This is a genomic window from Chryseobacterium indologenes (assembly GCA_016025055.1).
Classification (GTDB): domain Bacteria; phylum Bacteroidota; class Bacteroidia; order Flavobacteriales; family Weeksellaceae; genus Chryseobacterium; species Chryseobacterium indologenes.
In genome coordinates, this window is record CP065590.1 from 4,725,923 (window position 1) to 4,752,726 (window position 26,804).

At 37.7% G+C, this 26,804-nt stretch carries 20 protein-coding genes and 3 pseudogenes; 2 read left to right on the top strand and 21 right to left on the bottom strand.

From position 1 onward, the window contains the following. Window positions 1–25: 25 nt before the first annotated feature. Complete coding sequence (locus H3Z85_21830) at window positions 26–1,492, bottom strand: RagB/SusD family nutrient uptake outer membrane protein (protein ID QPQ51809.1); 1,467 nt, start codon at window positions 1,490–1,492, stop codon at window positions 26–28. A 4-nt stretch (window positions 1,493–1,496) separates the two neighbouring features. Next, complete coding sequence (locus tag H3Z85_21835; GenBank protein QPQ51810.1) at window positions 1,497–4,337, bottom strand: SusC/RagA family TonB-linked outer membrane protein; 2,841 nt, start codon at window positions 4,335–4,337, stop codon at window positions 1,497–1,499. 359 nt (window positions 4,338–4,696) lie between these two features. Between H3Z85_21835 and H3Z85_21840 the strand changes: the two genes are divergently transcribed. Together H3Z85_21840 and H3Z85_21845 are read left to right on the top strand one after the other, a co-directional pair. Further along, window positions 4,697–5,356 carry a DUF4197 family protein gene (locus H3Z85_21840; protein QPQ53979.1) on the top strand — a complete coding sequence of 220 codons (660 nt, stop codon included), beginning with the start codon at window positions 4,697–4,699 and terminating at the stop codon, window positions 5,354–5,356. Window positions 5,357–5,396: 40 nt separating this feature from the next. Beyond that, entirely contained in the window at window positions 5,397–5,702 is a 306-nt protein-coding gene (locus H3Z85_21845) for a DUF493 domain-containing protein (protein QPQ51811.1), read from the top strand. Between the two features lie 152 nt (window positions 5,703–5,854). Here the strand turns inward: H3Z85_21845 and H3Z85_21850 are convergent, their stop codons facing one another. The 19 genes and pseudogenes from H3Z85_21850 to H3Z85_21940 all read right to left on the bottom strand — a co-directional run bounded on the left by H3Z85_21850 (window position 5,855) and on the right by H3Z85_21940 (window position 26,800). Then, entirely contained in the window at window positions 5,855–6,205 is a 351-nt protein-coding gene (locus H3Z85_21850) for an arsenate reductase (glutaredoxin) (protein QPQ51812.1), read from the bottom strand. An 85-nt stretch (window positions 6,206–6,290) separates the two neighbouring features. After that, window positions 6,291–6,905: a deoxynucleoside kinase gene (locus H3Z85_21855; GenBank protein QPQ51813.1), complete on the bottom strand. Its 615-nt coding sequence runs from the start codon at window positions 6,903–6,905 to the stop codon at window positions 6,291–6,293. A gap of 23 nt (window positions 6,906–6,928) precedes the next feature. Next, window positions 6,929–7,894, bottom strand: coding sequence for a hypothetical protein (locus H3Z85_21860; protein ID QPQ51814.1), 966 nt, complete (start codon window positions 7,892–7,894; stop codon window positions 6,929–6,931). A gap of 115 nt (window positions 7,895–8,009) precedes the next feature. Beyond that, window positions 8,010–9,032 carry a glutaminyl-peptide cyclotransferase gene (locus H3Z85_21865; GenBank protein ID QPQ51815.1) on the bottom strand — a complete coding sequence of 341 codons (1,023 nt, stop codon included), beginning with the start codon at window positions 9,030–9,032 and terminating at the stop codon, window positions 8,010–8,012. Window positions 9,033–9,067: 35 nt separating this feature from the next. Then, on the bottom strand, window positions 9,068–9,448 hold the full coding sequence (locus tag H3Z85_21870) for a VOC family protein (GenBank protein ID QPQ51816.1): 381 nt from the start codon (window positions 9,446–9,448) through the stop codon (window positions 9,068–9,070). Next, on the bottom strand, window positions 9,445–9,954 hold the full coding sequence (locus H3Z85_21875; GenBank protein QPQ51817.1) for a GNAT family N-acetyltransferase: 510 nt from the start codon (window positions 9,952–9,954) through the stop codon (window positions 9,445–9,447). The genes H3Z85_21870 and H3Z85_21875 overlap by 4 nt, the downstream gene beginning before the upstream one ends. Window positions 9,955–9,957: 3 nt before the next feature. Further along, complete coding sequence (locus H3Z85_21880; protein ID QPQ51818.1) at window positions 9,958–10,383, bottom strand: SRPBCC domain-containing protein; 426 nt, start codon at window positions 10,381–10,383, stop codon at window positions 9,958–9,960. Window positions 10,384–10,599: 216 nt separating this feature from the next. After that, window positions 10,600–12,212: pseudogene (locus tag H3Z85_21885) on the bottom strand (Na+/H+ antiporter). An 83-nt stretch (window positions 12,213–12,295) separates the two neighbouring features. Next, a complete protein-coding gene (locus H3Z85_21890) occupies window positions 12,296–13,264 on the bottom strand; it encodes a multidrug transporter (protein ID QPQ51819.1) in 969 nt (322 codons plus the stop codon). Between the two features lie 131 nt (window positions 13,265–13,395). Continuing rightward, window positions 13,396–14,073, bottom strand: coding sequence for a DUF2490 domain-containing protein (locus tag H3Z85_21895; protein QPQ51820.1), 678 nt, complete (start codon window positions 14,071–14,073; stop codon window positions 13,396–13,398). A gap of 358 nt (window positions 14,074–14,431) precedes the next feature. Then, window positions 14,432–14,881 carry a VOC family protein gene (locus H3Z85_21900; protein QPQ51821.1) on the bottom strand — a complete coding sequence of 150 codons (450 nt, stop codon included), beginning with the start codon at window positions 14,879–14,881 and terminating at the stop codon, window positions 14,432–14,434. Between the two features lie 47 nt (window positions 14,882–14,928). Continuing rightward, on the bottom strand, window positions 14,929–15,300 hold the full coding sequence (locus H3Z85_21905; GenBank protein ID QPQ51822.1) for a VOC family protein: 372 nt from the start codon (window positions 15,298–15,300) through the stop codon (window positions 14,929–14,931). A 23-nt stretch (window positions 15,301–15,323) separates the two neighbouring features. After that, entirely contained in the window at window positions 15,324–15,800 is a 477-nt protein-coding gene (locus H3Z85_21910) for a hypothetical protein (protein QPQ51823.1), read from the bottom strand. 11 nt (window positions 15,801–15,811) lie between these two features. After that, entirely contained in the window at window positions 15,812–16,267 is a 456-nt protein-coding gene (locus H3Z85_21915) for a DUF1569 domain-containing protein (protein ID QPQ51824.1), read from the bottom strand. 185 nt (window positions 16,268–16,452) lie between these two features. Next, window positions 16,453–17,658, bottom strand: a complete 1,206-nt coding sequence (locus H3Z85_21920) for an ABC transporter permease (protein QPQ51825.1) — start codon at window positions 17,656–17,658, stop codon at window positions 16,453–16,455. A gap of 9 nt (window positions 17,659–17,667) precedes the next feature. Next, the gene (locus tag H3Z85_21925; protein ID QPQ53980.1) at window positions 17,668–18,624 is read right to left on the bottom strand and encodes a biotin/lipoyl-binding protein; all 957 of its coding nucleotides are present in this window, start codon (window positions 18,622–18,624) and stop codon (window positions 17,668–17,670) included. An 11-nt stretch (window positions 18,625–18,635) separates the two neighbouring features. After that, window positions 18,636–20,053, bottom strand: a pseudogene (locus H3Z85_21930) (TolC family protein). A 336-nt stretch (window positions 20,054–20,389) separates the two neighbouring features. Continuing rightward, window positions 20,390–20,878 carry an ecotin gene (locus H3Z85_21935; GenBank protein ID QPQ51826.1) on the bottom strand — a complete coding sequence of 163 codons (489 nt, stop codon included), beginning with the start codon at window positions 20,876–20,878 and terminating at the stop codon, window positions 20,390–20,392. Window positions 20,879–20,921: 43 nt separating this feature from the next. Next, window positions 20,922–26,800 (bottom strand): annotated as a pseudogene (locus H3Z85_21940) (hypothetical protein). Window positions 26,801–26,804 lie beyond the last annotated feature (4 nt).

Below are 26,804 nucleotides of genomic sequence, written 5' to 3' on the forward strand. Positions count from 1 at the left end.
CTCTCCTCTAGCTTACGGTTATATGTTAATATCCTGGGTTTTGTTGGGATAATCCTCCGGCTTCCATGATGAAGTCCTGAGGTAACGGGAACAGTTCATGTTTCCCTACTTTGAAGACTTTCCCACCGTCAGCAGCCATAGCTGCTTCTGCCTGTCCTGTTCTTACCAGATCAAACCATCTGTCATGTTCGAATGCCAGTTCCAGTCTTCTTTCTTTCCAGATTGCTGTTCTTACATCTGCCTGGCTGGTTGCTGTGGTAGCTGGTACTTTGGCTCTCTGTCTTACCTGATTCAGGAAAGGAACAGCTGCAGAAGTTTGCCCCAGCTCATTCATCGCTTCGGCTTTGATGAGCAGAATTTCTGCATATCGCAAATAGCGGATATTTACATCCGTTGAAGCCTGGTCTCTGTAATTAGATGAATAAGCTTTATAGTTGTAAAATTTATTTTCGGTATTAGGGCCGACATAGTATCCGTCGTATAAGGTCATATCTCGGTGGATAATGGTAGCGTCTCTTCTGGTGTCTGTTGCTGAATAGGCATCATACAGGCTTTGAGTTGGAGTCGCAAAGCCCCAGCCCCAACCGGTAGTTCCTCTTGCACCTTGTACCTGGCTGTATTGCTGAATTGCTCTTCCCGCAGTTCCTCCGCTACCATTTATTTCGAATATAGATTCTGCATTATTTTCTCCTGAAACTTTATAAATATCCTGGAAATTTTCTGTCAGGGAATACCCTGTCACCTTATTACATTCATCAATTGCGAGCTGCCATTTCTTCTGGTAAAGATAGACTTTAGCTAATAAAGCATGAGCTGCTCCTACGGAAGCTCTGCCCACATTATTTCCTGTATATGCTGATTTTTCGGGTAATATTTCGATAGCTTCCTTCAGATCTTTTTCAATAAAAGCGTAAATATCTTCTTTTGACCTTCTGGTAAGAGCCATTATTTTATCTGCTTCAACACCTGTTACTGAAACATGATCTACTAAAGGAACTCCTCCAAATGATTTCACCAAAGTAAAATACATGAATGCCCTTAGAAATTTAGCTTCACCGGCGAGTCTTGCACGCAATTCAGGGTTGGCTTTATCCAGCAAGGGAAGATATTTCAATGCCTGATTACATCTGTTGATTCCCTGGTAATTGGAGGCAAATAATTCTTTGAATGAGGGTGTCGCTGCTGTGAAATTCAGAGCGTCCAGAATATCTTTATCTGATCCGGAATCACTTGAGCTTGATCCTTTGTCGGCGTCATCTGAAACAATGGAGGTCACACCAATCCAGGCAAATGTACTCATATTCCAGTCTAAAAACTTAGCATAGATAGCGGTCACTAAACTATTAGCACCCTCATCATTATTATATATTTCACCAAGTGCGGCTTCCGGGATTGCTTCTGTAGGCGACACATCGATGAAGTCATTACTACAACTCTGGTTTACAGCTCCTAAAATCAGGAATGCAGCTGCTATGATATATTTCTTATTCATTTTTTTAAAAGTTTAGATTAACACCAAATACAAAAGATCTTAAGGTAGGATAAGCATCAAGTTCGATACCTGCTCTTTTATACGGATCTCCTTCTGCGGTAGTATCTGTAGGGTTATATCCTGATAATTCTGATGTGTATCCTGAATATTTCTGGAATACAAAAGGATTAATTGCACTTACATAGAGTTTAATCGATTTCATGTAATCCGTTACATTTTTAAATGTATATCCTACTGAAATATTATTAATTCTGAAGAAATCTCCGTCTTCAAGATAGAATGTTGATGCTACCGGAATACTTGAAGGATTTACAGGATTGGCAGCATTTCTGTTGTTTGGTGTCCAGAAATTATTAGCTACCGAAGCTTCTACATTCTCTCCACCGTTTCTCTGAGCCTTTTTACCATTGTATACTTTGAAGCCGAAAGCCCCATACCCATTAAGGGCAAAATCCCAGTTTTTGTATGACATTGAAACGTTTACTCCCAGAGTAGATTTTGGGATATAGGAATCGAAAAAGCGTTTGTCTTTTGCATCTATAGTTCCGTCACCATTTAAATCTTTGAACTTAAGTTCTCCTTTATCATTATAACCATCTGCTTCGTATAAATAGAAACTTCCCAAAGCATACCCTACTGCGGAAGGATTGAATAGTTTTGTATCTATTCCGTTGCCCAGGTTTCCTCCTACTATTTGAGAAACGGGCTTAGAAGTATCCATGCTGGCAAGTTTATTCTTGTTGTATGAATAATTGGCCCCTACGGAATAAGAGAAATCTTCTCCTACTTTATCAGCCCAATTTAAGCCAACTTCAAAACCTTTATTCACAACACTTCCCATGTGAGAGTAGTTTAACTCAGAAATACCTGTAGCCATATAGGGTACAACACCTAAAATAAGATTTTTTGTCTTTCTGTTATAAATGTCAAAAGTACCCGTTAATCTGTTTTTCAGGACACCAAAATCCAGTCCCAAAGAAGATTCTTCCGTAACCTCCCAGCCTAAATCCGGATCATAGCCTTTATTTACAGTAACTCCGTTGCTTACAGGAGAGCTTCCAAATCCATAATTATAAGAAGACCCAAGTGACAATGGTAAATAGTTCAGTGGTACGGTTTGGTTACCAATCTTACCCCATCCTCCTCTAAGCTTCAGCATATCAAAGAATCCGTCCTGCATAAAGCTCTCCTGAGAGATGATCCATCCTGCACCAAATGATGGAAATGTTCCCCATCTCTGTCCGGCGGCAAATTGTGAAGAACCGTCTCGTCTGATTGTTGCGCTTAACAGATAACGGTTCATGAATTTATACTGAAGCCTACCGAAGTAAGAGATCGTAGTATTTCTGTTTCCTTTTATCGATTCAAGGGCCTTTGTATCACCTTCACTGAATAAGTTTCCGTAGTAATCTACTCCGCTAAGATTCCAGTAATCCTCCGAAACAGGAACGTTTTTTCTATTGATAATGAGTGTTTCCAGGCCACTTTTTACAGAGGCTTCTGTACCGGCAACCAATTCAATATCATGCTCTCCTACTTTTTTAGTATATGTCAGGTAGTTATTAAGTAACCAGTTTGAATAATTTTGGCTTTTATTTGTCAACCTTGTGAGTGGAGAGGTTGCAGAATACTGACTTTCTGTTCTCATCGGATCACTATCCAGCCAGAATCTTCTTGAATCGACAAAATTATATGATTTATAATTACCATATTCTCCACTAAACTGGGAGGTAAATTTTAAATCTCTAAAAATATCAATATCTAATTTTAAACCTCCTTGTAATAAGAAATTTTTTGCTCTCTGATTGTCATGAGCAAGTTTCATTACAGGATTTCCCACATCATTAAACCTTCCTCCCACATAACCGATATCTCCGGTAGATTTATCAAAAATTGGCTGACCATATTTTCCATTAGGATAATAAACAGGAACTAATGAAGATTGTTTATAAGCACTTGTAAATGCTCCGAATGATTTAGGAGTTTCATTTGTAAATGTGGCACTTAAAGTTTGTGCTAATCTTATTCCCTTGGTAATTCTGAACTCGTTATTGGTTCTTATCGTAGTTCTGTTATAGTTTGTTCCTTTGAGGATCGACTGCTCATCATAATTTCCTAAACTTAAAAAGTATTTTGCTGATTCTGAAGAACCGGAAATGGATAGATTATGTTGGTTATAAATACCTGTTCTGGTAATTTCTTTAAACCAGTCGGTATTGTATGGCTGATCCGGGTTCAGGTAGTCACTTTTAGCCCCTGCATTATTATAATTGGCAAACTCAGAACCACTGGCCATTTTTATCGTTTTCAGAGGATTTCTTATTCCAACCAGACCATCATAGGAAACGCTTAATTTTCCTCTTCCTGATTTAGTCGTAATGATGATTACCCCATTGGCAGCTCTGTTACCATAGATCGCCAATGCTGCAGCATCTTTCAGTACATCATAGGTCAGGATATCATTTGAGTTAATATTGTTTATGTTATCCGTAAACATTCCGTCAACAACATATAATGGAGTTCTTCCTCCCAATACCGTACCCAGACCTCTGATCATTACTGTAGGGGTAGAACCTGGCGCATCCGATGCAATTACCTGCACCCCTGCCGCTTTCCCTTGAATAGCTTGTGAAGCATTTAATACTTTTGTTTTCGTTACTTCTTCTGCGCTGATAGAGCTGATAGAAGTGGTATTATCTACTTTCTTGCGACTCCCGTATCCGATCATGACCACTTCGTCAATTTTCTGAACTTTAGCTGAGTCTGACGTAACCTGCGCATCCACGTTCATCCCGAAGTACAATACGGCGATGAGACAAGAATACTTTAAATTACTTTGTTTCATATAGTTTCAATTTTATTCGTACAATCAAATTCGGTCAATGCCCTGTTTAAGACAAAATCAATTTCTCAAAAAAAGACATTAGCCAAAAATATAAAAAATATTGAACCATGTTAAAACATCATAAAAATTTAAAAAAATTCACATTTAAACATACAAAACATGAAAACAAACTAAATTTTATGATTTTATATTAAAAATTATCATCAATTTACCATCATATCAGTAACGTTAAAATAGCGTTTTATTAAAAAAAAATCACCAAATACAGCCTTGAATTAATATTTTGTTAAATAAAGAATAGTATTTACCTTTGGTGCAGTTTTTGAAAAAAGCAATTAAAAGATCAATGAAAAAAATATATCGTTGCAGCCGCTCTTATTATCGGAACCGGTGCATTAATCACCACCACCGTACAGTCATGTACTACTATTGCCACTTCGGACATGGGGCTATCTATCATCAAGAGAATGCTGCTCAACGGTATTGATAAAGGCGTAGGCGTCTACACCAATAAAGAGGCTTTTCTTCAAAATAATATGGTAGACAGGGCACTTCCTAAGCAATTGAGAGAAATCAATTCTATGCTGGAAAAGGTCGCACCATCGATTGTTGCCAAAGAAAGAGATTATATTGCTCAGGCAGCAGCGTATACTGTCAATACGTCAAAACCAATCCTGCAGGGCGCTGTGAACAGTTTAAATGCACAGGATGTTACAAGGATCATCCAGGGAACCACTGCCACACAGATTTTAAAAGAAAAAACATCCGGGCAACTGATCGCAGCTATTGCGCCAAAGGTAGATGAGAAACTGAATGAATTTGGAATCGTCAAGACGATCAATACGGCTTTATCCGGAAGTAATTTTCTGGGGAATCTTCTGGGTGGGAATACCAACACGGTCAACGCAGGCGGACTGAGCCAATTGGCTTCTGAACAGCTTGTTGCCGGCCTTTTCAATATTATCGAAGATTATGAACAGCAGAACTCCAAAGCACTGCTTGGCCCATTTGGAAAATAGGAAAATTTTCGTTATATTTATATTATATTAATAATTGCAGATGGATATATTACAAGGAAATCAACACGCAAATCCAGAAGATTTTTATAAGTCTTTGAGCGAGAAACTGGAAGATCATCATGATTTTCCTGAGGATTATTTATTCAAGTTTATCATTCCTACCGACGAGACAAAACTTACTGAAATTTACAAAGTTTTTGATGGTGTCAAATTTACATTAGGAAACCGCGAAAGCAAAAATGGAAAATACACAGCCTGCAATATCAGTGCATTCGTTTTAGATGCCAATCAGGTGGTGAATATTTATAAAGAAGTAGCAAAAATAGAAGGCGTTATTCTATTGTAAAAAACTAAAGGCTGTCAGCAATGGCAGTCTTTTATTTTGCGCTGTACTTGTTGAAACTGACAGACTAAAATTCATACCTTTTGTCATCGAACAAGTTTCAGATAAAATCAATCGACCGGTTCAGTTCCTGAACCGGTCGATTGATTTGTATATTATTTTTCAATAAAGAACTTTACATTTTCAATGGGTCTTCCCAGCATGGCTACTGAACCTTTTACAATAATCGGCCTCTGTATCAGCGAAGGGTTTTCAGATAAAATTTTTATCCATTCTTCCTCGGAATAATTTTTATCCGCATAATTTTCCAGGTACAGTTTATCGGTCTTCCGGATGATATGAAAAACGCTTTGATTGAGCTTTTTCAGAACTGTTTTAATTTCGAGTATACTAAGCGGATCTTCAATAATATTGATGATTTCAAAAGTCACCCCGTTCTCATCCAGATACTCCAACACGGCATTTGATTTCGAACAGTTTCCGTTATGTAAAACCTTAACTACCATTTTTATTATTTAAAAATTAAACTTGTATAAGACAAATGTACCAAGAAATTGACTGATCTTGTCTTAATCTTCTGATAAATCTTTGTTAAAACAAACCATGCAATTCTGCTTCAATCTTCTCCAGGATAAGACCGAAATCTTCGGGTTTTTCAACAAAGTCAAGATCGTCAACTTCGATAACAAGAAGTTTTCCTTCTGTATAATTTGAGATCCATTTCTCGTATTTCTGGTTCAGCTTTGAAAGGTACTCAATACTGATAGACGCTTCGTATTCACGACCTCTTTTATAGATTTTCTTTACAAGATTCGGAACGTCTGATTTCAGGTAAATCAATAAATCCGGTGCTGAAACAAAAGACTTCATCAAATCAAAAACCGATGAATAATTATTGAAATCTCTGTCAGAAAGGAGATTCATATCATTTAAGTTTTCTGCAAAAATATGGGCATCTTCATAAATAGTACGATCCTGAATAATATTTTTACCGCTTTCTCTGATCTCCTTCACCTGACGGAATCTGCTTCCCAGGAAATATACCTGCAGGGCAAAACTCCACTTGCTCATATCTGAATAAAAGTCTTCCAGATAAGGGTTATGATCTACGTCCTCAAATTGTGCATCCCATCCGTAATGCTTGGAAAGCATCGTCGTTAAAGTTGTTTTTCCCGCCCCGATGTTTCCTGTAACCGCAATGTGCATATTCTTTTCCTTGTATTTACTGATTATTTGATCAATTTTTTTACAGCTTCAGTCTGAACTTCAGAAACATCTTCTATCAATTTTCCTAAGGTATTTTCTGAAGATGTCCCTTTCATCTCTGTCTCAACGGTTTTTTCTTCTGCTTTATCCAAAGGTTTTTCTGTAGATTGCTGCGGAGTTTCCGGTTGAGGTGCCGGTTCATTTGACTGTTTGTGTTTCTTTACTTTTTCAAGGCTGTAAAGATAGAGTTTGTTACCCTTGATTTCAAAATAAGAAAGGATGTTTTTATCCACAATTTGCGCATCCTCATCTTCAAAAAGACTTGTCATTCCTTTTTCAGGAATATATTGCAAAATCGAATTTCCGGTGATCACAAGAATGGTATCATTTTCTCTCCGGAAACGTTTCCCATTGCTAACCGGGGTTTCAAAGAGCTTTTCGAATTTAAGATTATAGATTCTGATATGGTTTCTGGTGAGAATGTAGACTTTATTTTCATACACGAGAAGATCCGTCAAATCTTCAAAACTGATATCAAAAGGATACGAGTTGATCGTGGTATCATTTCTGAAATTATATTGTATGAGTCTCTTTGTACTGTCGTCCAGCAGCCATAACTGCTGTAAATCTTCCACATAGGCCATTCTTATAAATCCAAATTTCTGTTTAAAATCGATTCTCTGGATTTCATTCATATTCTGATCTACAAATTTCATTTCCTGGGCATTTTCAGAAAACAAAGGAACGTTCAACGGATTTTGTACTGTCTGAACTTTATAAGGGACGGTAAGCATCATTTTCCCGATCTGTTTGCCTAGAGAATCATATTTGGTAAAACTGAAATCTTTATTCTTATAGATGTACAGGCTTCCATAGTCGTCGGCTAGCATATCTTTGGCTTCCTTTAATTTAAGGGTATCCAAAGGGAGTACTTTCTGCGCTGAAAACGGGCAGAAAATAAAAAAACATAGTAAATATAATAATCTCAAATTGTCTGTTGTTAGATAAAAATATTCTGTGAGAACTCTCAGCAATTTACATACTTTTATTTGAAAAATAGCGCTCCCATGGAACGCTATTTTTATCTGTAAATTATGATGATCATTATTTTATCTGAACTTCATAGATCTTTGGCCAGTTCTTCCCTGTTACCAGCATATTTTCACCTTTAAAAGCAATTCCGTTCAGGACATCATCGCTTCCTTTGGTATTTTGTTTTGCTATTTCTGTAAAATCAAAAGTTCCTACCACTTCCCCGTTTTCCGGATTGATCTTCAGGATGATCGGTTTTTGCCATACATTGGCATAGATGAATCCGTTGTGATATTCCAGTTCGTTCAGCTGATCGTAGGCCTGTGAGCTTCCTGCAACGGCTATATATTTGATCAGTTTTGAAGGGTTATTTACATCCAGGAAATATAATAACTTACTTCCGTCGGAGGCAATCAGGTTTTTCCCATCATAAGTCAAGCCCCAGCCTTCACCCAGCACATTTGGATATGCAAATTCTGAAAGCAGTTTTAGGGAGCTTTTATCATAAATATATCCTTTTTTACTTTGCCATGTCAGCTGATATACTTTATCACCAACGATGGTACTTCCCTCGGAAAAATCTTCCGGTGCCTGCTTGGTGGAAGCTAACGGAGTTGTAGTACCCAATGTGTATTTTAGGACCTGGGAAGATCCGTTCTGGCCATCACTTTCATAAATAGTATTTCCTTCTATCTGAAAACCCTGTACGAAATTTTTAGGGTCATGCGGATATTCAGCTACAATCTGGTAAGCCAGATTTTTTTCAGGATTTTTTGCAAATACATTGATGGTAGCATCCTGATTAAGCACTTCACCTCCCTTCGTCTTGATATTGAATGTTACTGCGTTATCTCCCAATGTAAAGAATTTGGGATCAATCGTTAAATCCGTTGTTTCTTTATCTCCAAAGCTAATGGTTACGCTTTCTGCATTTTCCGTTACCTCTTTTGGAAGCTGTAGTTTATCTCCAAAATGATATCCTTTTGCTTCCATTGAATTATTATAAGTATTCAATGTATTAAGAATTTCTTTATCCTTATTACAAGATGCCAGTAATAAAATCGCTGCGAAACCTGCTATTATACTTTTTTTCATTGACTTTCTAAATATTTCCCCAAAAATAGCAAATTTTATTCCGTATTGCCAACATTATCCACAGGTTGGCCAAATTGCAGGATATATCCGTTGTTATCATAGATGGCAAATTCTCTCATTTTCCATTCAAAAGTTTCAATTTCGTAGCAGATTCTAGCTTTTGTTTTAAGGTCTTCCCACAAATCATCTACCCGGTCTACATTAAAATAAAACGAGCCTGTAAACCCACTCTCCCGGAAATCTTCTTCTTTATCAGGTTGTGATACCATAATATACACGTCATCTTTACGAAGTGAAGCCCATTGCCACTCATCATTTCTGGCTAACAACTCAAAGCCGAGAACAAGCATGTAAAAACTTATGGTTTCATCAAGATTTTTTGTCCAAAGTAATGGACGAAGTCCTGTAAATTTCATGATTGCTGCAATTCAAAAGTTTTCCGCCGGATTTTCATATTCAATGAAACCCATGTTTCCTGGCCAATCTTCGCTTCACTCTTAACGTTGGGATCGAAAGTGAAACCTACCTTTTTATAGCATTCAATAGCACCGGTATTCCAGTCGTATACGTTAAGCTCTGCTGTCTCTTTATCAAAATGAAAGAAGCCATAGTTCAGAAGTTCCTGCATTATTTTCTTTCCATACCCTTTTCCTCTGTTGTTTTCATCCCAGATCAGAATTCTTCCCAGCAGGAATGTTTCTTCTTTTAAAAACATCTGGGCATGACCAATGGTATTACCGTTTGTTTTATCGATGATTTTAAACAATCTTCTCTTTTCATTCAGTAAATCAGCTTCCAATTGATGATCAGTTAGAGGAAAATGGTATGCCGGCCCTGCAAACTGAAGCAGCATCCTTTCATCTTTGATCTTTGAAATCAATGTCTGAGCATCTTCTATCCTAAAAGGTTGTAGCTCTATCATATTTTATTTTTCTAAATATCCTTTTAAATTTTTCCCCAAAATGGTGTTCCACCCTTCAGTAAAGCTTTCTCTTGAAAAATTATCTCCCAATCCTTTAAAATTTTCAATTCCTTCATGAGTCAGCCTGACTAAAGTTTCATCCTTTTCAGGAATAAGCTCCCAGGTCACTGTCGTTTTCACGCTTGAATAATCCGGATAAGACCAGGTATGTTTTAATTTTTGGTTGGGAAGTATGTCCAGAATTTCACCCTGGTGATGGTATTTATTTTCTCCTCCGGGTTCAAAAAAATTAAATATTTGTCCAGCTTCAGCTACAAAATCCGGAATATCAAAATACCAGAATTTCATCTCATTTTTATCGGTAAGAGCTTTCCAGACCTTGTCAACGGGAGCCTCTATTTCATATTGTACGATGATCGGTGTATTCATACTTTAAAGTTTTTAACAGAACGTAGGATTATTTAAATACAAAAATCACAAAAGAAGCTGCTAACAAAGTATTTACCATTAACATTCTTACTGTTTAAAGAACACTTACGTTTGAAAATATTCAATTCTTACTTTGTGATCTTATGCAAGTTAACCTTAATTTCAGACTTAGCCTACATCCTTTTGTGACTTTTATGTTGTATAACGTTTCAGCTATTATCCGTGAGAGAATCCGGTAATCTTCGCTTCGTCAAAATCCAGCTGCATCTCGATAGCCCTCATCACATGATCATCAAATATTTTCTCCCTTTTCATTCTATGCAGCTCGTTTCTCTGAGCCTGGATAATCTGTCTTTGAACATCCTTGTTCTCATTGATAGCAGTTACATAATCTCCGGTGGATGCCATACACTGGGCCTTATCTGCCATCAGCATCATTTCGTTTTCCAGCTTATGTTTTTGATGACGTACCAGACTGTTTCTTTCAGTGAGTTCAGAAAAATCATGATCAAGTTTATGTAAGGCCGTTTCTTTCAGTTTACGCATCAGGATCACTTCCTGTTTTTCTTCCGGCAGCTCACTTCCTGCGTCTTTTATTTTTAACAATTTGAGGATCGGACTTAATAATAATCCCTGACCGACCAGTGTAATCAATATGATAACAAAAGTTACGAATAAAATAATATTTCGGTGCGGAAAAGCCTCCCCATTAGGCAAAAATGCGGGAATTGACAATGCTGCGGCCAAAGAGACCACCCCCGCATTGCAGCAAAACTAATGACAAAAGGCTCGCGCCAATCGGGCTTAGGAACTTTTAACCTCAGTTCTTTTGAACAAATTCTCGGAAAGTACATCAATGCATAGCTGTATAGTATCCTGGTTCCGATAATAGCTCCTCCAATGACAACACTATAAAAAATACCTTCTGAAATGGTATAATCTTTCATCGCTTCAACGACCACCGGAAGTTCAAGACCGATCAGGATAAAAATGATCGTGTTCATGAGGAAAATCAATACACTCCATACATTTCCGGACTGAATTCTTGAAGTATGGCTCAGATAACAATGTGAGTTGTAAGACATCAGCAATCCGCCTGCTACGACCGCCAATACTCCTGAAAAGTGAAAATGCTCCGCTCCCACATACATAATGTAGGGAACGATCAGGGTAATCACCGTATCTATATTTGAATTGGAAGGTATGATTTTTAATAATGCACCAAAAAGGAAGCCTACAGCAGCGCCCACAGCGACTCCTCCCACAGCCATCATAAAGAAATCCTGTATAGCATCTCTCCAGATAAACTGCCCTGAAATCACTGCTGCCAAAGCAAACTTAAATACAATTAAACTGGAAGCATCATTAATAAGACTTTCTCCTTCTAAAATGCTGGTAATCTTTTTGGGAATTTTCATATGCTTCAATACGGAGGTCGCAGCTACGGCATCGGGAGGAGAATTCACTCCACCTAAAAGAAATCCCATGGCTACGGTAAGCCCCGGAATAATGGAAGATGAAAGGTAGGCAACGACTATTGAAGTGAGAAATACTAACCCAAAGGCCATAGAAAAAATCTGTTTTCGCCATTTATGAAAGTCCTGCCAGGAAGTAAACCAGGCGGCTTCAAATAAAATAGGAGGTAAAAAAATAAGAAAAACAAGGTCCGGTTCTATTTCTATAGTAGGTATTCCCGGAACAAAGCTTATCAAAAGGCCTGCAATCACAAGAAAAATCGGGTAAGCAACCCGTAATTTCTGTCCGATCATCACTAATATCATCACAGACAGAAGTACTGCAATGGATATTATAACATAGCTGTGAATCATTTTTTATTAATTTTTTTAAGTAATATTTTTAAATACAATTCCCGCAGATGACCGGCATCAAATTTGAATCTACGGGACTGGGGTTAAAGAACGATATTATTCTTAGGTGCAATAGCCGGTGGAAGATCTGATTCATCCAGCATATCCCGCATATCAATTTCGATGGTACGACTAATCTGTGTGATGGGAACATCATTGGGACTTCCTTCAAAAGGGTTTACAGAAGCCTCTCCTACACTGTCTAACGTATGAAAACACCAGGTTACCAATAAAGAAAACGGAATATTAAACCACACCGTCCAGCCTTCAAGGGCCGTTCCGTCGCCTAGTTTATCGAGCTCTTTTATTAATCCGAACGGTACGAAAAGAATAAACAGCAACAAAAGATATGTCGTAATTGAAGAAAAGTTCCTTGGATAAGGAAAATTTTTGATTCTTTCGGCTTTTCCCTGATCATCCGTGAATTTTACCAGTTGCTGGTTAATTTGTGTCCACTGAAAGTCGTTGATTTCCCCCTTTTTATAAGCTTCAGACAATTCTTTGCTTTGGCATGCCATAAGCTGTGTTGCCCTGTTTTTTTTGCTTATAATATATTGAAGCTCATCTTCCGGCAGATATTTTTTCAATTCGTCTTCTAGCTTGGTAAGCCTTTCCGGAATCTCGTACTTTTTTGAATATTCGTCGAATTGTGCCGTTCCCATATTTTCCCAGGCTCTCGGTTCTCTGAGCTGAAAGCGAAGTGCGGTAAGCCATGCGTAGTGACGCAGAAACATCTCTTTTACTTTCACCGGATTGGTACCCACCAAGGCATCCCTGAGAATATATCCAAAGCTGCGGCTGTCATTGATAATAGAACCGTAAATCTGCCTTGCTTCCCAAAGCCTGCTGTAACTGGCATTATTCTTAAATCCGACAATGAAAGCCACAGCTGTCCCCAGAATAGCAATCGGCTGCCAGGGGATAGATAAAAATTTCCATCCTAGGCAGTACAATATCGTAGGAATTGCCGAAAATACTGTTAAAACGTAAATACTTCGCCTGGTCCATTTCATGAACTCACGCGCCCCAAATCTTTTCCTGAATGCATATGTGTCTGTTTTTTATTTTTTTGTTATGATTAGTCTCTCATGATACAAAATAACGGTTTTCAATCTCATCAGGGCATTCAGCAGAAACGGTCATTTTAGTTTTTGGTAAATGGGATATTGTTATAGAAGCCAATCTGAATCTGTCCCCTGTTTTTATTTTCCTGTAGTTGATTCATATATCCGGCTTCAATCCTCATATTTTTATTGATAACATAGCCTAAAGCTCCGTAGACCCTGTTTCTGTCGAAAACCGGGCTGTTGAAATGCAGAAAAATCTCATTATATACTGAAGCATACAGGGTTTTAGGCAGCATTTCTTTTTGGGTAATAGGAATAGTCAGTCCCAACATATAACGGAATCTCATTCTAAAATCGTCTTCGAGAAAACGTTCTTCCAACCGGTAGCGATGCTGAAGATTAAAACGTCCGAATTTCTGTTTGGTAATAAACTGCTGGAAAATCCTGTGCTCAACATTTTCTTTTTTCTCCCCGTTCACATAAGGCTGACTCAATATAAAACCATATCCCAATAAAACATTGTTATTATTTTCTGTCAGGTCATATCCTATCCCGGTACGAATTAACAGCTGCTCCAGATCTCCGACTGCATCAAAATTCCTGTACTGGATTTCGTTATGCCAGTTGAGCTTTTTACTGATCTTATTATTTCCAAAATACATATACCAGGCACCCAGATCACTCTTTTGTGCCCAAGCGGATATTGATCCTAAGCTTACGAGTGTAAAAGCCAACTTCGTGAAAATCTTTCTCATGTTCATTTATTACTATTATCTATCGTTTTAAACAAAATTAATATTTTAAATCAATAATAACAAACAATATTTTGTCATGCAACTATCGTAAACGGGAAATTAACTTGTTTCAAATCTGATACTTTTATAAAATCCAGAGAAATATCTTAGATTTCTAAATTCCTTTATGTTTTGGTAAACTGCTTTTTCGTTTTTTTTAAACGCTGTTATTTCTAGGATAAATTTTATCTTTTATTTCTTTATAAATAATTGCTTAAGGCATGTATTTTAAAGTCTGAATTGTCCAAATCAATTAACAAAAAAAACCAACAGGATAACTGCGGGTTTTTATATCAATTTTATTTCAGATAGAACACGATTAGGGATGTTGTTGCATTTTCGCAGGATCATCATAATTTATCATCCAGTTGATCCCGAATTTATCAGAAAACATTCCGAAATAGGCACCCCAGAAAGTATCTGCCATTGGCATGGTAACCTGTCCTCCTTCAGAAAGGCCACGGAACAGTTTATCTGCTTCTTCTTTTGAATCTGCATTCACGGAGATCGAAAAGTTATTTCCGGCTTTAAACTGAGAGGCCCATTCTCCTCCGGTATCGCTTCCCATCAATATAGTTTCTTTGGAAATCGGAAGGGCCACATGCATGATTTTATCTTTATCTTCTTCAGGTGTTTCTTTACCTTCTGCGGGAGGCATTTCTCCAAAAGTTCCGATATAAGGGTACTCGCCACCGAAAACTGATTTATAGAAGTCGAACGCTTCCCTGTAGTTTCCGTTAAATATTAAATAAACGTTTACTGATGCCATGATTGTTTTTATTTAGTTAAAGTTTTAATAAGCTCTTCAGTTCTTTACTATCGATGTTGATCAATTAAGATCATATTACCATCAGGATCCTTCAGATAGATATGTTCAGGACCTGAAGTTGTTTCATCAGCTTCTTTTTCAATCTCAACACCCCCATCTTTTAAGCGCTTCTGAATCTCACGTACATCTTCAAACGATTCAAGGTTCTGGGCATTTTCGTCCCATCCGGGATTAAAGGTCAGCATATTACCATCAAACATAGCCTGGAACAGACCTATCACGGTACTGCCATTTTTCATGATCAGATAATTGTGTTCCATATTTCCTCCCATGGCTGAAAAACCAAGTTTTTCATAGAAATCTTTAGATTTTTGAAGGTCTTTCACACTTAAGCTTAATGAGAATACTCCTAGTTTCATATATTGATGTTAAGGTTAAGGTTTTATTGGTTTTTCAGATTTGTTTTAAAATCCATAGTGCCATCATAACTTTTCCAGTCTCCTGTAAATTCGATGTACTGGCCTTCTATTTTTTCGGTTTTCCTGTTCCATTTGAAATTATAGACGAATTTCCCTTTAAAAAGTCCGGAGTGCTTGCCTTTATTTTCCTCTGCCAGCTCATATTCCCCGAATATTGTCCCCTGTCTTTTGGAATCTTTATATTTTGAAATGGTCAGTTTTCCTTCAAATTTTGCATAATTGGTATCCACAAGAGAATATCCTGAAACAAAATACTCCTGATCGTTCTTTTTGTTCTGTTCTGAAGTATTGATTTTAAGTTTCAGTTCCTGTTCGTTTTTTCCGATAGTTCCTGTATAAGGTTTACTGCCGTTAAGCCAGACACTTGAGATATCCGGCATTTGGTTTTGTCCAAAAACAAAATTAGCCGCAAAGAGGAATAGTAATAAAAGTTTTTTCATAGGTGTTGTTTTTAAACGCCAAATTGTGACAAATGGTGGTTCAGGTGTTTTGCGAACATATTATTCCATTCCTGAGCATTTAATTTTCCAAAAGAAAACGATTCTTTCCCATCAAAAGCTTCTGCTCCCAACTGCTGAGTTTTTTGGATAAAACCAATAAGCCTGGTTTTTTCTTCATGAAAATTTTTTCTACCGGTTATCAAAAACTGCGGAGCGGTAGGGGAATCTCTGGGATAAGCCTTCTCACCCACTACTTTAGGTTTTACAAAAGTTTTCAGAATAAATTTAGCAATCGCGCCCGGTTTCTTGTGCTTTTCCGGCTCATACACCATCTCATAAGTTATGCTGCAATGCGCCAGCATCTGATCAACGGTCATTTTCCCCCACAATCCGTGAGTATCTTCCACTAATTTATTGATTCTATCGATGTAATTCTGAGCATCTTTTGCGTCAAATACATTTTCCATATTATTTCTATTTTACCAGAAACAAATATATCAGTTTTTTCTTTTGATTTGATCAATGATTGAATATTTCGTTGCAAGCCGATGCGATAACTTACCGTTACGAATTGTAATCGGGACGGGAGGATTTTGTTGTGGTATTCGGGATGCCAGATCCGGATTCTATTGTTTAAAACTATCGAATATGATTATTCAAGCTCTTTAGGGGAACTCTGCTCTGCAATCTCCCGGGGAACAGCTTTTTTAAAGATGAACCACAGTTTGATCTTTAAGGCGATCCATCCTAAAACAGCATAGATGATCAATAGAATACTTAAATGTTTCAGGTAAGGAAAAGTAAGTTCTACAGAACCTTTTTGAATTAATAAAATTTTAAAGGCCTGCAAGAAGGGAGTCAAAGGAATAATATTAGCAATAAACTGTACAAATGCAGGCATTGCACTTAAAGGCCATGTAAAACCACTGATGATAAAGGCCGGCGAAGCAATCACCATCAGGATCTGCGTCGCCTTTAAGGCATCCGGGATCAGTATACTGATGAATACTCCGAGGAATGAAACAGAGCCTACAAAAACGGCGGTCAGCAATATGAAATTGAGTATTCCTTCCGGCATCGGAACCCTGAAAATCATATGCATAAAGTAGTAAATACTTACAATCAAAATCGAGAATACCCAGATAGGAATGACTTTAATCAACATGGTCGGGAAAGCCCACCTCTTCATTTTAAGGTATTCTTTCACAAATGATCCTCTTTCAAATTCTGCAGCAAAACTCACGGCCATAGCCAGTAAGATTACCTGTTGCAGAACGACTGCCAGCATGGCCGGCCACATAAAGATCAGATAGTTTCCGGTAGTATTAAATAGGGTTATATAATTAGCCTTGAAAGGTTCGTATTGTGTTGCCGCTTTTACTGCCGGCATTCCAGCCTTTTGTAAAGCCTTGATGGAAGCTCCGGCGGAAAAAGTTCCGATGGTAAGCTGAAGGGCTTTCGAAGCAAAATTAGCCGTCAAGACATTTCCTGTATTGATGTAGACATTCAGTTCAGGATATTTTTTCTGAAGCATATCTCCTTCGAAACGGGAAGGAATAATAACAACAGCAGCAGCTTCATGCCTGATCACCTCATCTTTAATACTCAAAGGCTCCTGCAGGTATTTAATAATTTTAATGCTTTTATTATCATCCAGCATTTCTGTCAATTGATTGGACAAGGGCGTATTATCCCGATCCACAACCAGTACAGGTGTATTTTCAACTTTTCCGCTTTTGTAAACGAACCCAAGCAAGGTTGCATAGAAAATAGGGGCCACAAAGAACACAGTCCTTAGGGTAGAATTGCCGATAAAAAGCTTGAATTCGCGGGCCAGAAGGCGGAAAAATTCTTTCATCTGTTTGTTTTATTTCAGGATAACATTAGCATTGACTAAAATACTTTTAGCCTTATTCATATCTTTAGGTTTCACTTTGATCTCGTAGATCGCGTCCTGCAGCTGGTAGTCTGGATATGCAGTGGTAATATCAGCATATTTTGTCAGCTGCTTGATGTAGACAATATTTCCTGTCAGTTCTTCTTTATTGTAAACAATCTGCATGCTGACTTCCTGTCCTTTTTTATATTTTGAAATTGCACTTTCAGGAATGGTAAATCTGAAGTAGGTACTTTCAGGGATATATCCGTTGAATAACGCAAAACCTGCTGTTGCGAGTTCTCCTGTATTTAGACTGATGGTTTCAATTTCCATGTCATTGGTAGCAATGATATATCTTTCAGAATAGGCTACATTAGCTTCCTGTAAGGCCCCTTTAGCCTGTGAAGCCTGCCCTGCTGCCATTTCCACTTTTTCGAAACGGGTTCCTCTTTTTACATCATCCAATTCTGCTACTACGGCATCATACTGCGCTTTTGCCCCCTGAAGTTTTGCGTATACCTCATCATGTGCCTGTGGAGACATCAGACTGTCGCGAAACATATTGTTGGCTCTGCGATAAGATTTCTGGGCAAATTCATACTGCTCTTTCAATCCTTTATATTTGGCATTAAGTTGTCTCAACTGATCTGCCGTGGCTCCGTTTTTAGCCATTTGCTCCTGCGCAGTCGCCGCATTTACAGCTCCCTGAGCCTGTGCTATTTTTGCAGAAACTTCCGGAACGTCGAGCTGTGCAAGAGTATCTCCTTTTTTTACGGTCTGCCCTTCCGAGACATATATTTTCAGAATTCTCCCGGTCACTTTCGGAGCAAAAGAGATCACGTCTTTTTTGGTTTTTCCTTCAGTCTCCCTGAGTTTTTCATTTTTCTGACCGCAGCTTCCCAGCATAAAGAGAGCGGCAAAGATTAAAGATATATTTTTATGCATCATTTCAATTTTTAAGGGATTAAATAAAATTTGGTGATATCCAGCTCCTGGGTAGATCTCATCAGTTCTATTCCCGCTCTTCTCTGGTTAAAAATCGCATTCTGGTATTCGAGTTCAGCTGCTTCCAGATCATTTTCTGCGTCGATCAACTGTGAAGATTTGCTCATTCCGTATCTGAATTCCTTTTCAGCTTGTACGAGCGCATTTTTTGCCAGTTCTTTTTCTTTAGCTTTCAAGGTAATCTGGGCAGTTGCGATATCATAATTCGTCTGATTGTTGGCAAGATTCAGCGTTAATTTTTTCAAAGCATCCTCCTTCTGATTCAACAGGACTTCTTTTCCCACTTTAGCTGTTTCCTCTGCATGTTTTCCTTCTTTTCCGTCAAAAATCTCCCATTTAAAACCAACACCAGCGGTAATCAGGGGTAATATATTGACATTATTAGGACTCCAGTCCAGTTTTCTTCCTTCATATCCAAGAAGTGGTACGGCCGGGATGATGTTTTCAGAGCTTTTGATTCTGTTTCCGTACAGTCCGATATAATAGGCAGATGCCATGAGCTGCACTTTGGGAATCATCCATGTTTTTTCTGCTTTTATTTTGTAATCGGCGGCACTGATCCCGTGTTCGAGTGCTCTGATCTCAGCTCTCTGGTCGATTCCTTTTTCTGCTGCCAATAATTCCACAGGTGATAAGACAGGATCTATCATTCTGAGACGTTCCCTGTTGATTCCGGTTAAAATATAAAGCTGGGTAAGAAGAAGTTCTTTTTTCCCTTCATATTCTACAACTTTTGCGTTCAAAGTAGCCTGAGCCAATTCAATTTTTTTGTGATCATAAGGAGTGATCAAGCCGTATCCCAAGGCTTTGTCGGCTGTCTTCTTGTTGATATCAAGTCTTTTTTGCTTTCATCAAGCACTTTTTTAGACTGATGAATGAGTGCGAGTTGATCATAGGCTTTAGAAATACTGGCGACTACTTCATCCCTGGTTTTTTCCAACATGATATCTTCGGATTTTTTCTTTTCTTCCACTGCTTTTTTCAGGTATTTAACTTTCCCTCCGGAATACAGGAGCATTTTGGCATCTGCCTTGGCAACACCGGAAAATCCTGATACATTGAAGTTATTATTAAAAGCGCCTTCAGGGATGTTGATAAAGGGAGCGAGGTTAATTTCAGAGGAAGTCAATCTTGCAGTTCCGTTCATGTAGCCTACTTTACCGCTTAATTCCAGGGTAGGAAGGAAAAGATCTTTCAGCTTATGTTCGTCAAGATCAGTAAGTTTATTCTGGGTAATCTGCATTTTGAGATTAGAATCTCTAACCATTGCACTATCAAGCAGTTCTTTAAAATCCGGCGCAGACTGAGCCCAGCCCAACACAGGAAAAGCAAAAAAACTAAACGTAAAAATCAATAAATTGTTTTTCATGGTTTATGTTTATAACAAATATAATGCAAAAATGTTTACATTTTCACAGATCAGCAATTGAATTGAATGAATTTAAAATTGGTTTAAAATAAGTTTAACCATAATCCATTATTTATCATTACCGTAGCAAAACTGTTTAGTTTTAATTTAAGGAATGTTTTAAATTAAAAAATTTCAGATTTTGTTTTGATTTATAGCTTCTACCGGCAGCAATTTCTTTTACTTTATCAGAATTTAAAACGAAAAGAACTCCGAGGTATTGTCGGAGTTCTTTATTATTGATATGAAGTATGCTTCTTGTATACTTCTTCATTTAATGGCTACATGCAGGTGATTTTACTTCTGAACGGCTTTTTTCATGGCATTGTCCGGACGTAAAATTCTGTAACGAACTTCAACATCTTTAGGAACGTAAAATACAAGTGGTAATTTGCTATTGTATCCTACGACTTCCGGTTTCAGTGTTACAAACTTCTTTGTTGGTTTCTGTCCCGGGCATCCCATTAAGGTTCCCGCCGTCTCACCGTTAGATTCCACTTCGTAATAGTTGTATCCCCATCCCTGAAGATCCTGGCTTTTCATGATTCCCATTAAGAAATAGTTGTTACAATCTACCGTTTTTTCAATTCCGGCAAAAACCTCGACTTTTAAATCTCTTTCGTTTTTTTCTATCGGAAGCTGAATATATACCTGTTTAAATCCTTCTTTAGCTTTGGGGAACATTTCAATCTGCAGTTTTTCAAACTTTTCAGCTTTCTTTTGAGCGAAAGCATTTACCCCTGCCATTAATATCAATCCTGTAATTAAAGTTTTTGAAAATTTCATTTTATTTGGTTTACAATTTTAATTACTTCCCTATAGCCAAAAATCATTCCAAAATCTGAACACCGCTTCCTTTTGTGTGAGCATTCATCTGTGGTGCGTAGTAATTCTGCATAGTGGTAATTACATTAGAGAATTTCCCTGAGGCATTCGCTACGACATCATACTCAAATACATATTTCCCTTTCGGCATATACTGAATATAGAAATTGGTAGAAGCGTCTTTTGCCGACTGATAATAGCCCAGGTTATTTTTCCATTGATATCCGGATAACGCATCAAGAGGTTCAAATCCTGCCGCACGCATATCTTTAATATGAATAAACTCCATAGGTCTGTCGGTATTCAAAATCATTCTTACCGTTACTTTATCCCCTACTTTCAGTGGTGTTTCCGGTGAAATTTTCTGCAGTTCTTCTCCGTTTACTGTTTTTATTTTTTTGTAAAGCTCTTTGGTTACAGCAATATAATTTTCAGAAGATTTGATTTTATCCAGATCTTCATAATACTGCCAGAACAATCCTCCCTGAACAATACCAGGGCCTGGTTTGGTAACCGTAACAGTTCCCAGGTTCTTGTCTATCACATCAGTTTTCAGAGTAGATTTTACATACCCTGAAGCCTGGGTTTGAGGGGTCAGTTCTTTTCCTCCCCAAACGATAGTTGCTTTATCACTTTCTGCGCCCGTCCATGATTTTCCGGAATTCAGGATCGTAAAGATTACTTCTGAAGTTCCTCTTGAGCTTCCCCATGAATTCACTTCTTTCTGAGTCACCAGCCAGATTTTCATATCTTCTATAAAGTTCTGGTCGTTTGGTTTAAGCTTATTAAATGCTTCCAAAGCTCCTGCATGATTCACTACTTTTGAGCTGAACCATCCCCAGTCATTCAGATTCTGTTTCCAGTATACTCCTTGTGTTTTGGTATCGGTAGAAGTTTCTTTCAGGTAGGTCATCAGTTTATCTGAAACATCTTTTATTCCATAATCGTTCATCAGCAATGCTGCACGATGCAATCCGAAGAATGTGAAATCCGTTATTTTAGCTGTTTTGGCTTTTTGTTTTACCAACGTTTTCAATGTAGCTCCTTTACCTTTCAAAGGGTATTGTTTTTCCCAATAATTACGGGTATCAAGGAAATCAAGCACCCAATTGTTCCAGATATTTTTATCTTTCACCTCCCAGTATTTGTCAATTTCGTTATCAACATACTGAATAAGTCTGGTTACTAATTCTTTCTGATCTGAACTTTGATAATCTTTCACGTTATCTTTTAACCAGGTGTTTATTTTACCGAGATTCTTAAGGATATATAATGAAGTTCCGTAAGAACTCGGGTATCCGGCATACCATGAGAAACCACCGTCCGGATTCTGCAATTTTTTAAAGTCATCCCAGTCCTGATTGATTGAATTTTTCATCGTATTGGCATCAAACAATAATGCCAGTTTTTGCATCTGCTCATCCTCGTTCTTACTTTGCAGTACCCAAGGAGTTTCTTCCAGCAATACCTGTTTCAGTTCCTGATTTTTCTCTAGATTTGAATTCAGCAGTCCTTTATTCTGATATTCTTCAAAAATGGTTTTCATTTTTGGATTGGCTTTAAATACTTCCGAAGCGAGTACATCAGCAAACCATTTATTAAAAATGACATCTGCTGAATTGTTCTGGTCATTTTTAAGGCTTGGAAGGGCAAACATGATCTCCCATATCGGATTGGTAGTCAGTTCCAGCGTATTGGAAACATTGGAGGCTGTAGTGGATGTATTATTTGTAAGGTTATCCAGTACAAATGTTTTGGTTTCTCCTTCTTTTACAAAAACAGGCACCGCATCGGTCACCAGCATTCTGTTGGGCAGTATAGCCACCGCCTGTTGTTCTCCGTCAGAAAACGCTCCTGCTTTCGCCACAACTTTCAGAATAACAGATGATACGTTATTCGGAACTTTTAATTTCCAGGTTAAAGCTCCGTTACCGTTTTCATTTACATTGAAATTTTGTGTAGCAGAAGTTAATCCGAATTTTGAGGAAATATCCTCATTAGTGAACGCATCCAGGATTCTAAGTTCTGCAGAACCATTCATTTTTTTATCGGTAAGGTTTGATAGTTTTGACTGTAAATTCAGTTCATCACCTTCTCTTAAAAATCTTGGATAATTTGGTGTTACCGAGAATTCTTTCTGAGTTACAACCTGCTTTTCCAGGGTTGTAGCTCTGGCATCTTTAGTATGCGCGAGGAACATCAGTTTCCATTTTGTCAATGCTTCCGGAGAAGTAAATTCGAAGTTCACATTTCCTTCGGCATCTGTTTTCAGGTCCGGATAGAAGAATGCTGTTTCGTTAAGATTCTGACGTACGGGAACTTTTTCAAGATCCTCTTTTTGTTCTGCCTGATCGGCTACAGCATCAGCCTGCTCTGCCACAACTTCTGATGCTACTTTTGAAACAGCTTTTTTACTTCTGGCGTAGCCTGTCATTACCACTTCCTCAACTCTGCTTTCTCTTGCGATCGCAGACGGAGCCGGCAAGGCTGTATTATAAACAGATACTCCTCTGACACTACCGGCAAGGTTTGAATATATATCACCGTCAAACCAGTTAAAGTTCGGTACATCTACATAATTTCCATTGAAATACTGTAGTCTTTTCTGATAACTTCTTTGGGTCAGGAAGCTTCTCAGAACATAAGAACTCACGATGTTAAAAGGCACATAAAGTCTGTTCCAGCTATACGTATTTACGGCAAACTGATCCAGAGACATATCATACATATTGGCAAGCACTTCTGCGTTGATCTTTTCTTTTTCATTACCCGTTACTTTTACCGTCCACTTTTCCTTTGAATTCGGCTCAAGCTTATCCCTGAAAGTTACCGTTTCAATTTTTAAAGGCTGTTCTGTATCTTTTATTTTTAAGGTGACAGATTCAGTACTGATATCATTAAAAGCCACCACCTGGAACTGAATGTTCAATTGGGATACACTTTTATCTTTAGGAATATCAGCCGTATACTCCAGAATACCTTTTTTCAACTGATAGGTTTCTGTAAGCGTTTTTCCTGAACCATCCTGAACAAAAACATTCACCAAAGCATCCGGAATAGCAGAATACACATACATTTTCACTTTCTCTCCTCTTGATACTTCCTCTTTTGGTGCAATAACCGTCAGGAATGGTTTTTGGGTCGGTTTCAAGGAGTTTTTATCCCAGACACTGAAATACTGAGCCGATTTGATGGTGTCTTTTCCTTCGATATTGAAAAGCTCCAGCTGATAGTCTCCGGCTTCCAACTTTCCAAGTTCCAGAGCAGGAGAAGGTTGTTGCTGTCTTTCCACAACAACTTTTTCTGTTTTCCAGTTTTTGATTTCATCATTTTTATCAAACAGATCATGCGGAAACTTAGTGATGAATTCTTCTTTTGAATACTTTGGCAGATTCTGAACATCCATTTTAAAGTTGCTTCTGAAGACCCTATCAGGAGCGCTCAGTTTTGAAAGTTTAACCTGATAAGGTTTTTTCAGATCCTGCTCGTTGTAATTCTTGGTTTCAACCTTTAGTTTTACATTTTGATCACTGAAGGTATTGTTGATATCGTCAGCTTTAATATAGTGAGAGACCGAAGCTACTTTCAGTTGCGTATTTCCGGATTGGGTTTCTCCGTTGATGTCTGTAACAGAGGCATTGATCTCATAATTATCAATCTGAATTCCTTCAAGTTTTTCATCTTTCTTAAGATCTAAACGGATGACAAACTCTCCTTTTTCGTTGGTTTTAACTTCTCCCAGAATTGAATTCTCATTATCATCACCCTGTGGGTACCACCAGAAATAACGCCATCTGATATTATGTTTTTTAATTTCATAATTTACGGAGGTATTGCTAAGGGCTACGCCTGAAAACATCATGGCTTTCGCCTTCAGCTCTATGGTCTGTCCATATTTATATTCATCTTTTACAGGATCAAAGGTAACTTCGAATTTAGGTCGTTTGTATTCTTCTACCCTGATATCTTTGTATCCGCTGTTGCTATCTGTTTGAAGGTAAAAAGTACCATTCAGTTTACCTTTGGGAAGGATAAAGCTTCCGTGATAAGAACCGAATTCATTGGTGGTAAAGTTTTGAGAAGAAACTTCCTGATTATTGGCATCTATCAACGTTATTTTTTGTTTTAATCCTGAAAGTACAGATTCTACTTCTTTATTGATTGTGGTATTGACTACCTTAAAGTAGACTGTTTGCCCAGGACGATAAATGGCTCTGTCTGTAAAGATCTGAGAGGTTGAGCGGGCTTCTTTATTAGAATTATAATCTTCTGCATATCCTGACGTTCCGTATACCTGCATGATTTGAAAATCATTGCTTTTAGGCTGCTGAATAAGGAAGGTTCTGTAATACTCGTTGCTCTTACCTGAAGGAAATTTAAACACTCCTTTTTCATTGGTTTTTCCATCAAGTTTAGTTAATGTTTTGTTGCTTACAAACTCATAGAATACTAGATTCTCATTGGTTACCGGCTTTCCGTTTTCGCTATTGACTAATTTGAGTTCGTTTAAAAGGGGATTTCTGTCAGCTTTAGATTGATACACAATTTTATTTCCGGAAACCAGCATATGGAAATTCTGTCGGGAATCATTGTCTTTCGGATCTGATCCTGCTACAGAATATTCTACAACATAAATTCCTGCCGGAAGGGGTTTAATTTCCAGTGAAGTTTTATGAGTCTGATAGTCTTTCGGATCTGTAAGCTGGTAGGATTCTTTTCTGACCAGGTTTTTTTTACCTTTCCGTAGGTATTGCTGTATGAATTCTGAACATACTGCATGAATGACAGATAATCCTCTTTTACTTCATAAATATTCAAAGAAAAGTCACTGACATTTTTGTATTCTGCAACTAAATGGATAGGCAGATTACTCTGAGTCTGCTGTTCATATTTAAGATTCAGCAAAGGATTGGTAATCAAATCTTCTTTGTACTTTATATTTTCTACAAAAGGAGATTTCGGATATTGAGTTTTTGCCTGGGCAGCAATAGCAATCGCTTCTTTTTCTTTCTTTTTGGCAATAAGCTCATTCATGATATCTTCCATGATAAGCACTTTATAATCTCCTTCAACATTGGTTTTCAAAAGATCCTGAAGTTGCTCAAGCTTATCTTTACACTGGCTGAAATTGCAATTATCAACCAATTTATCTTTCATAAAATACAACTTTGAATTTCCGGTATTCTGCGCAATCAGTTCATCATAAATGCCATTGATTACCTTTCGGTTTTCTGTCAGTTCATTTTTTGTAAATAAATTATTTTCTGAAAAGAAACTTATCTTTTTGATCCCGTACCAATCAAATAAAGACGGGAAATACGCAATGTCTTTGGCATCGGAAAACGCATCTTTATATTTGGCTAAAGAGACTTTTTTCATCTCCGACTTCTGCTGATCGAGTTCCTGGTAATTTTTAATCAGGTAGTTTTTAAAATCAAGCTTACTCCATGTTTCTATCTGGGCAACGTCCTGAGAGTTCACATTGGTTCTTCCATTGATTTTCCATGAATTCTGATTATAATAATCCATGAAGAAGCCATTCAACAGGACATCATACACCAGTTTTTCTTCGCCTTTAAGTTTTGCCTTTGCGGTCTGAAGCTTGGTGAAGAATTTTGAAGCTGCATCATTCTGATCATCATCTACTGTTTGGTTTACAATACTGAATTCCGCCTTTAAGGTGCGGATCAGCTGAAGGGTGTTGTTTTCTTTCATTGCTTGGTTTTGTATATCTAAAATTATAGGAAGATTAGATTTATAGGCACCTTTTTTACTGTTTTCAGCAATTTTTTTCCATTGGTCGTCGTAATATTTTTGCGCGAAAACCGTTGAAAAGCTCAGCAATAAAAGCAAAAGCATAAAAATCTTGGAAAATCTTTTCATATAT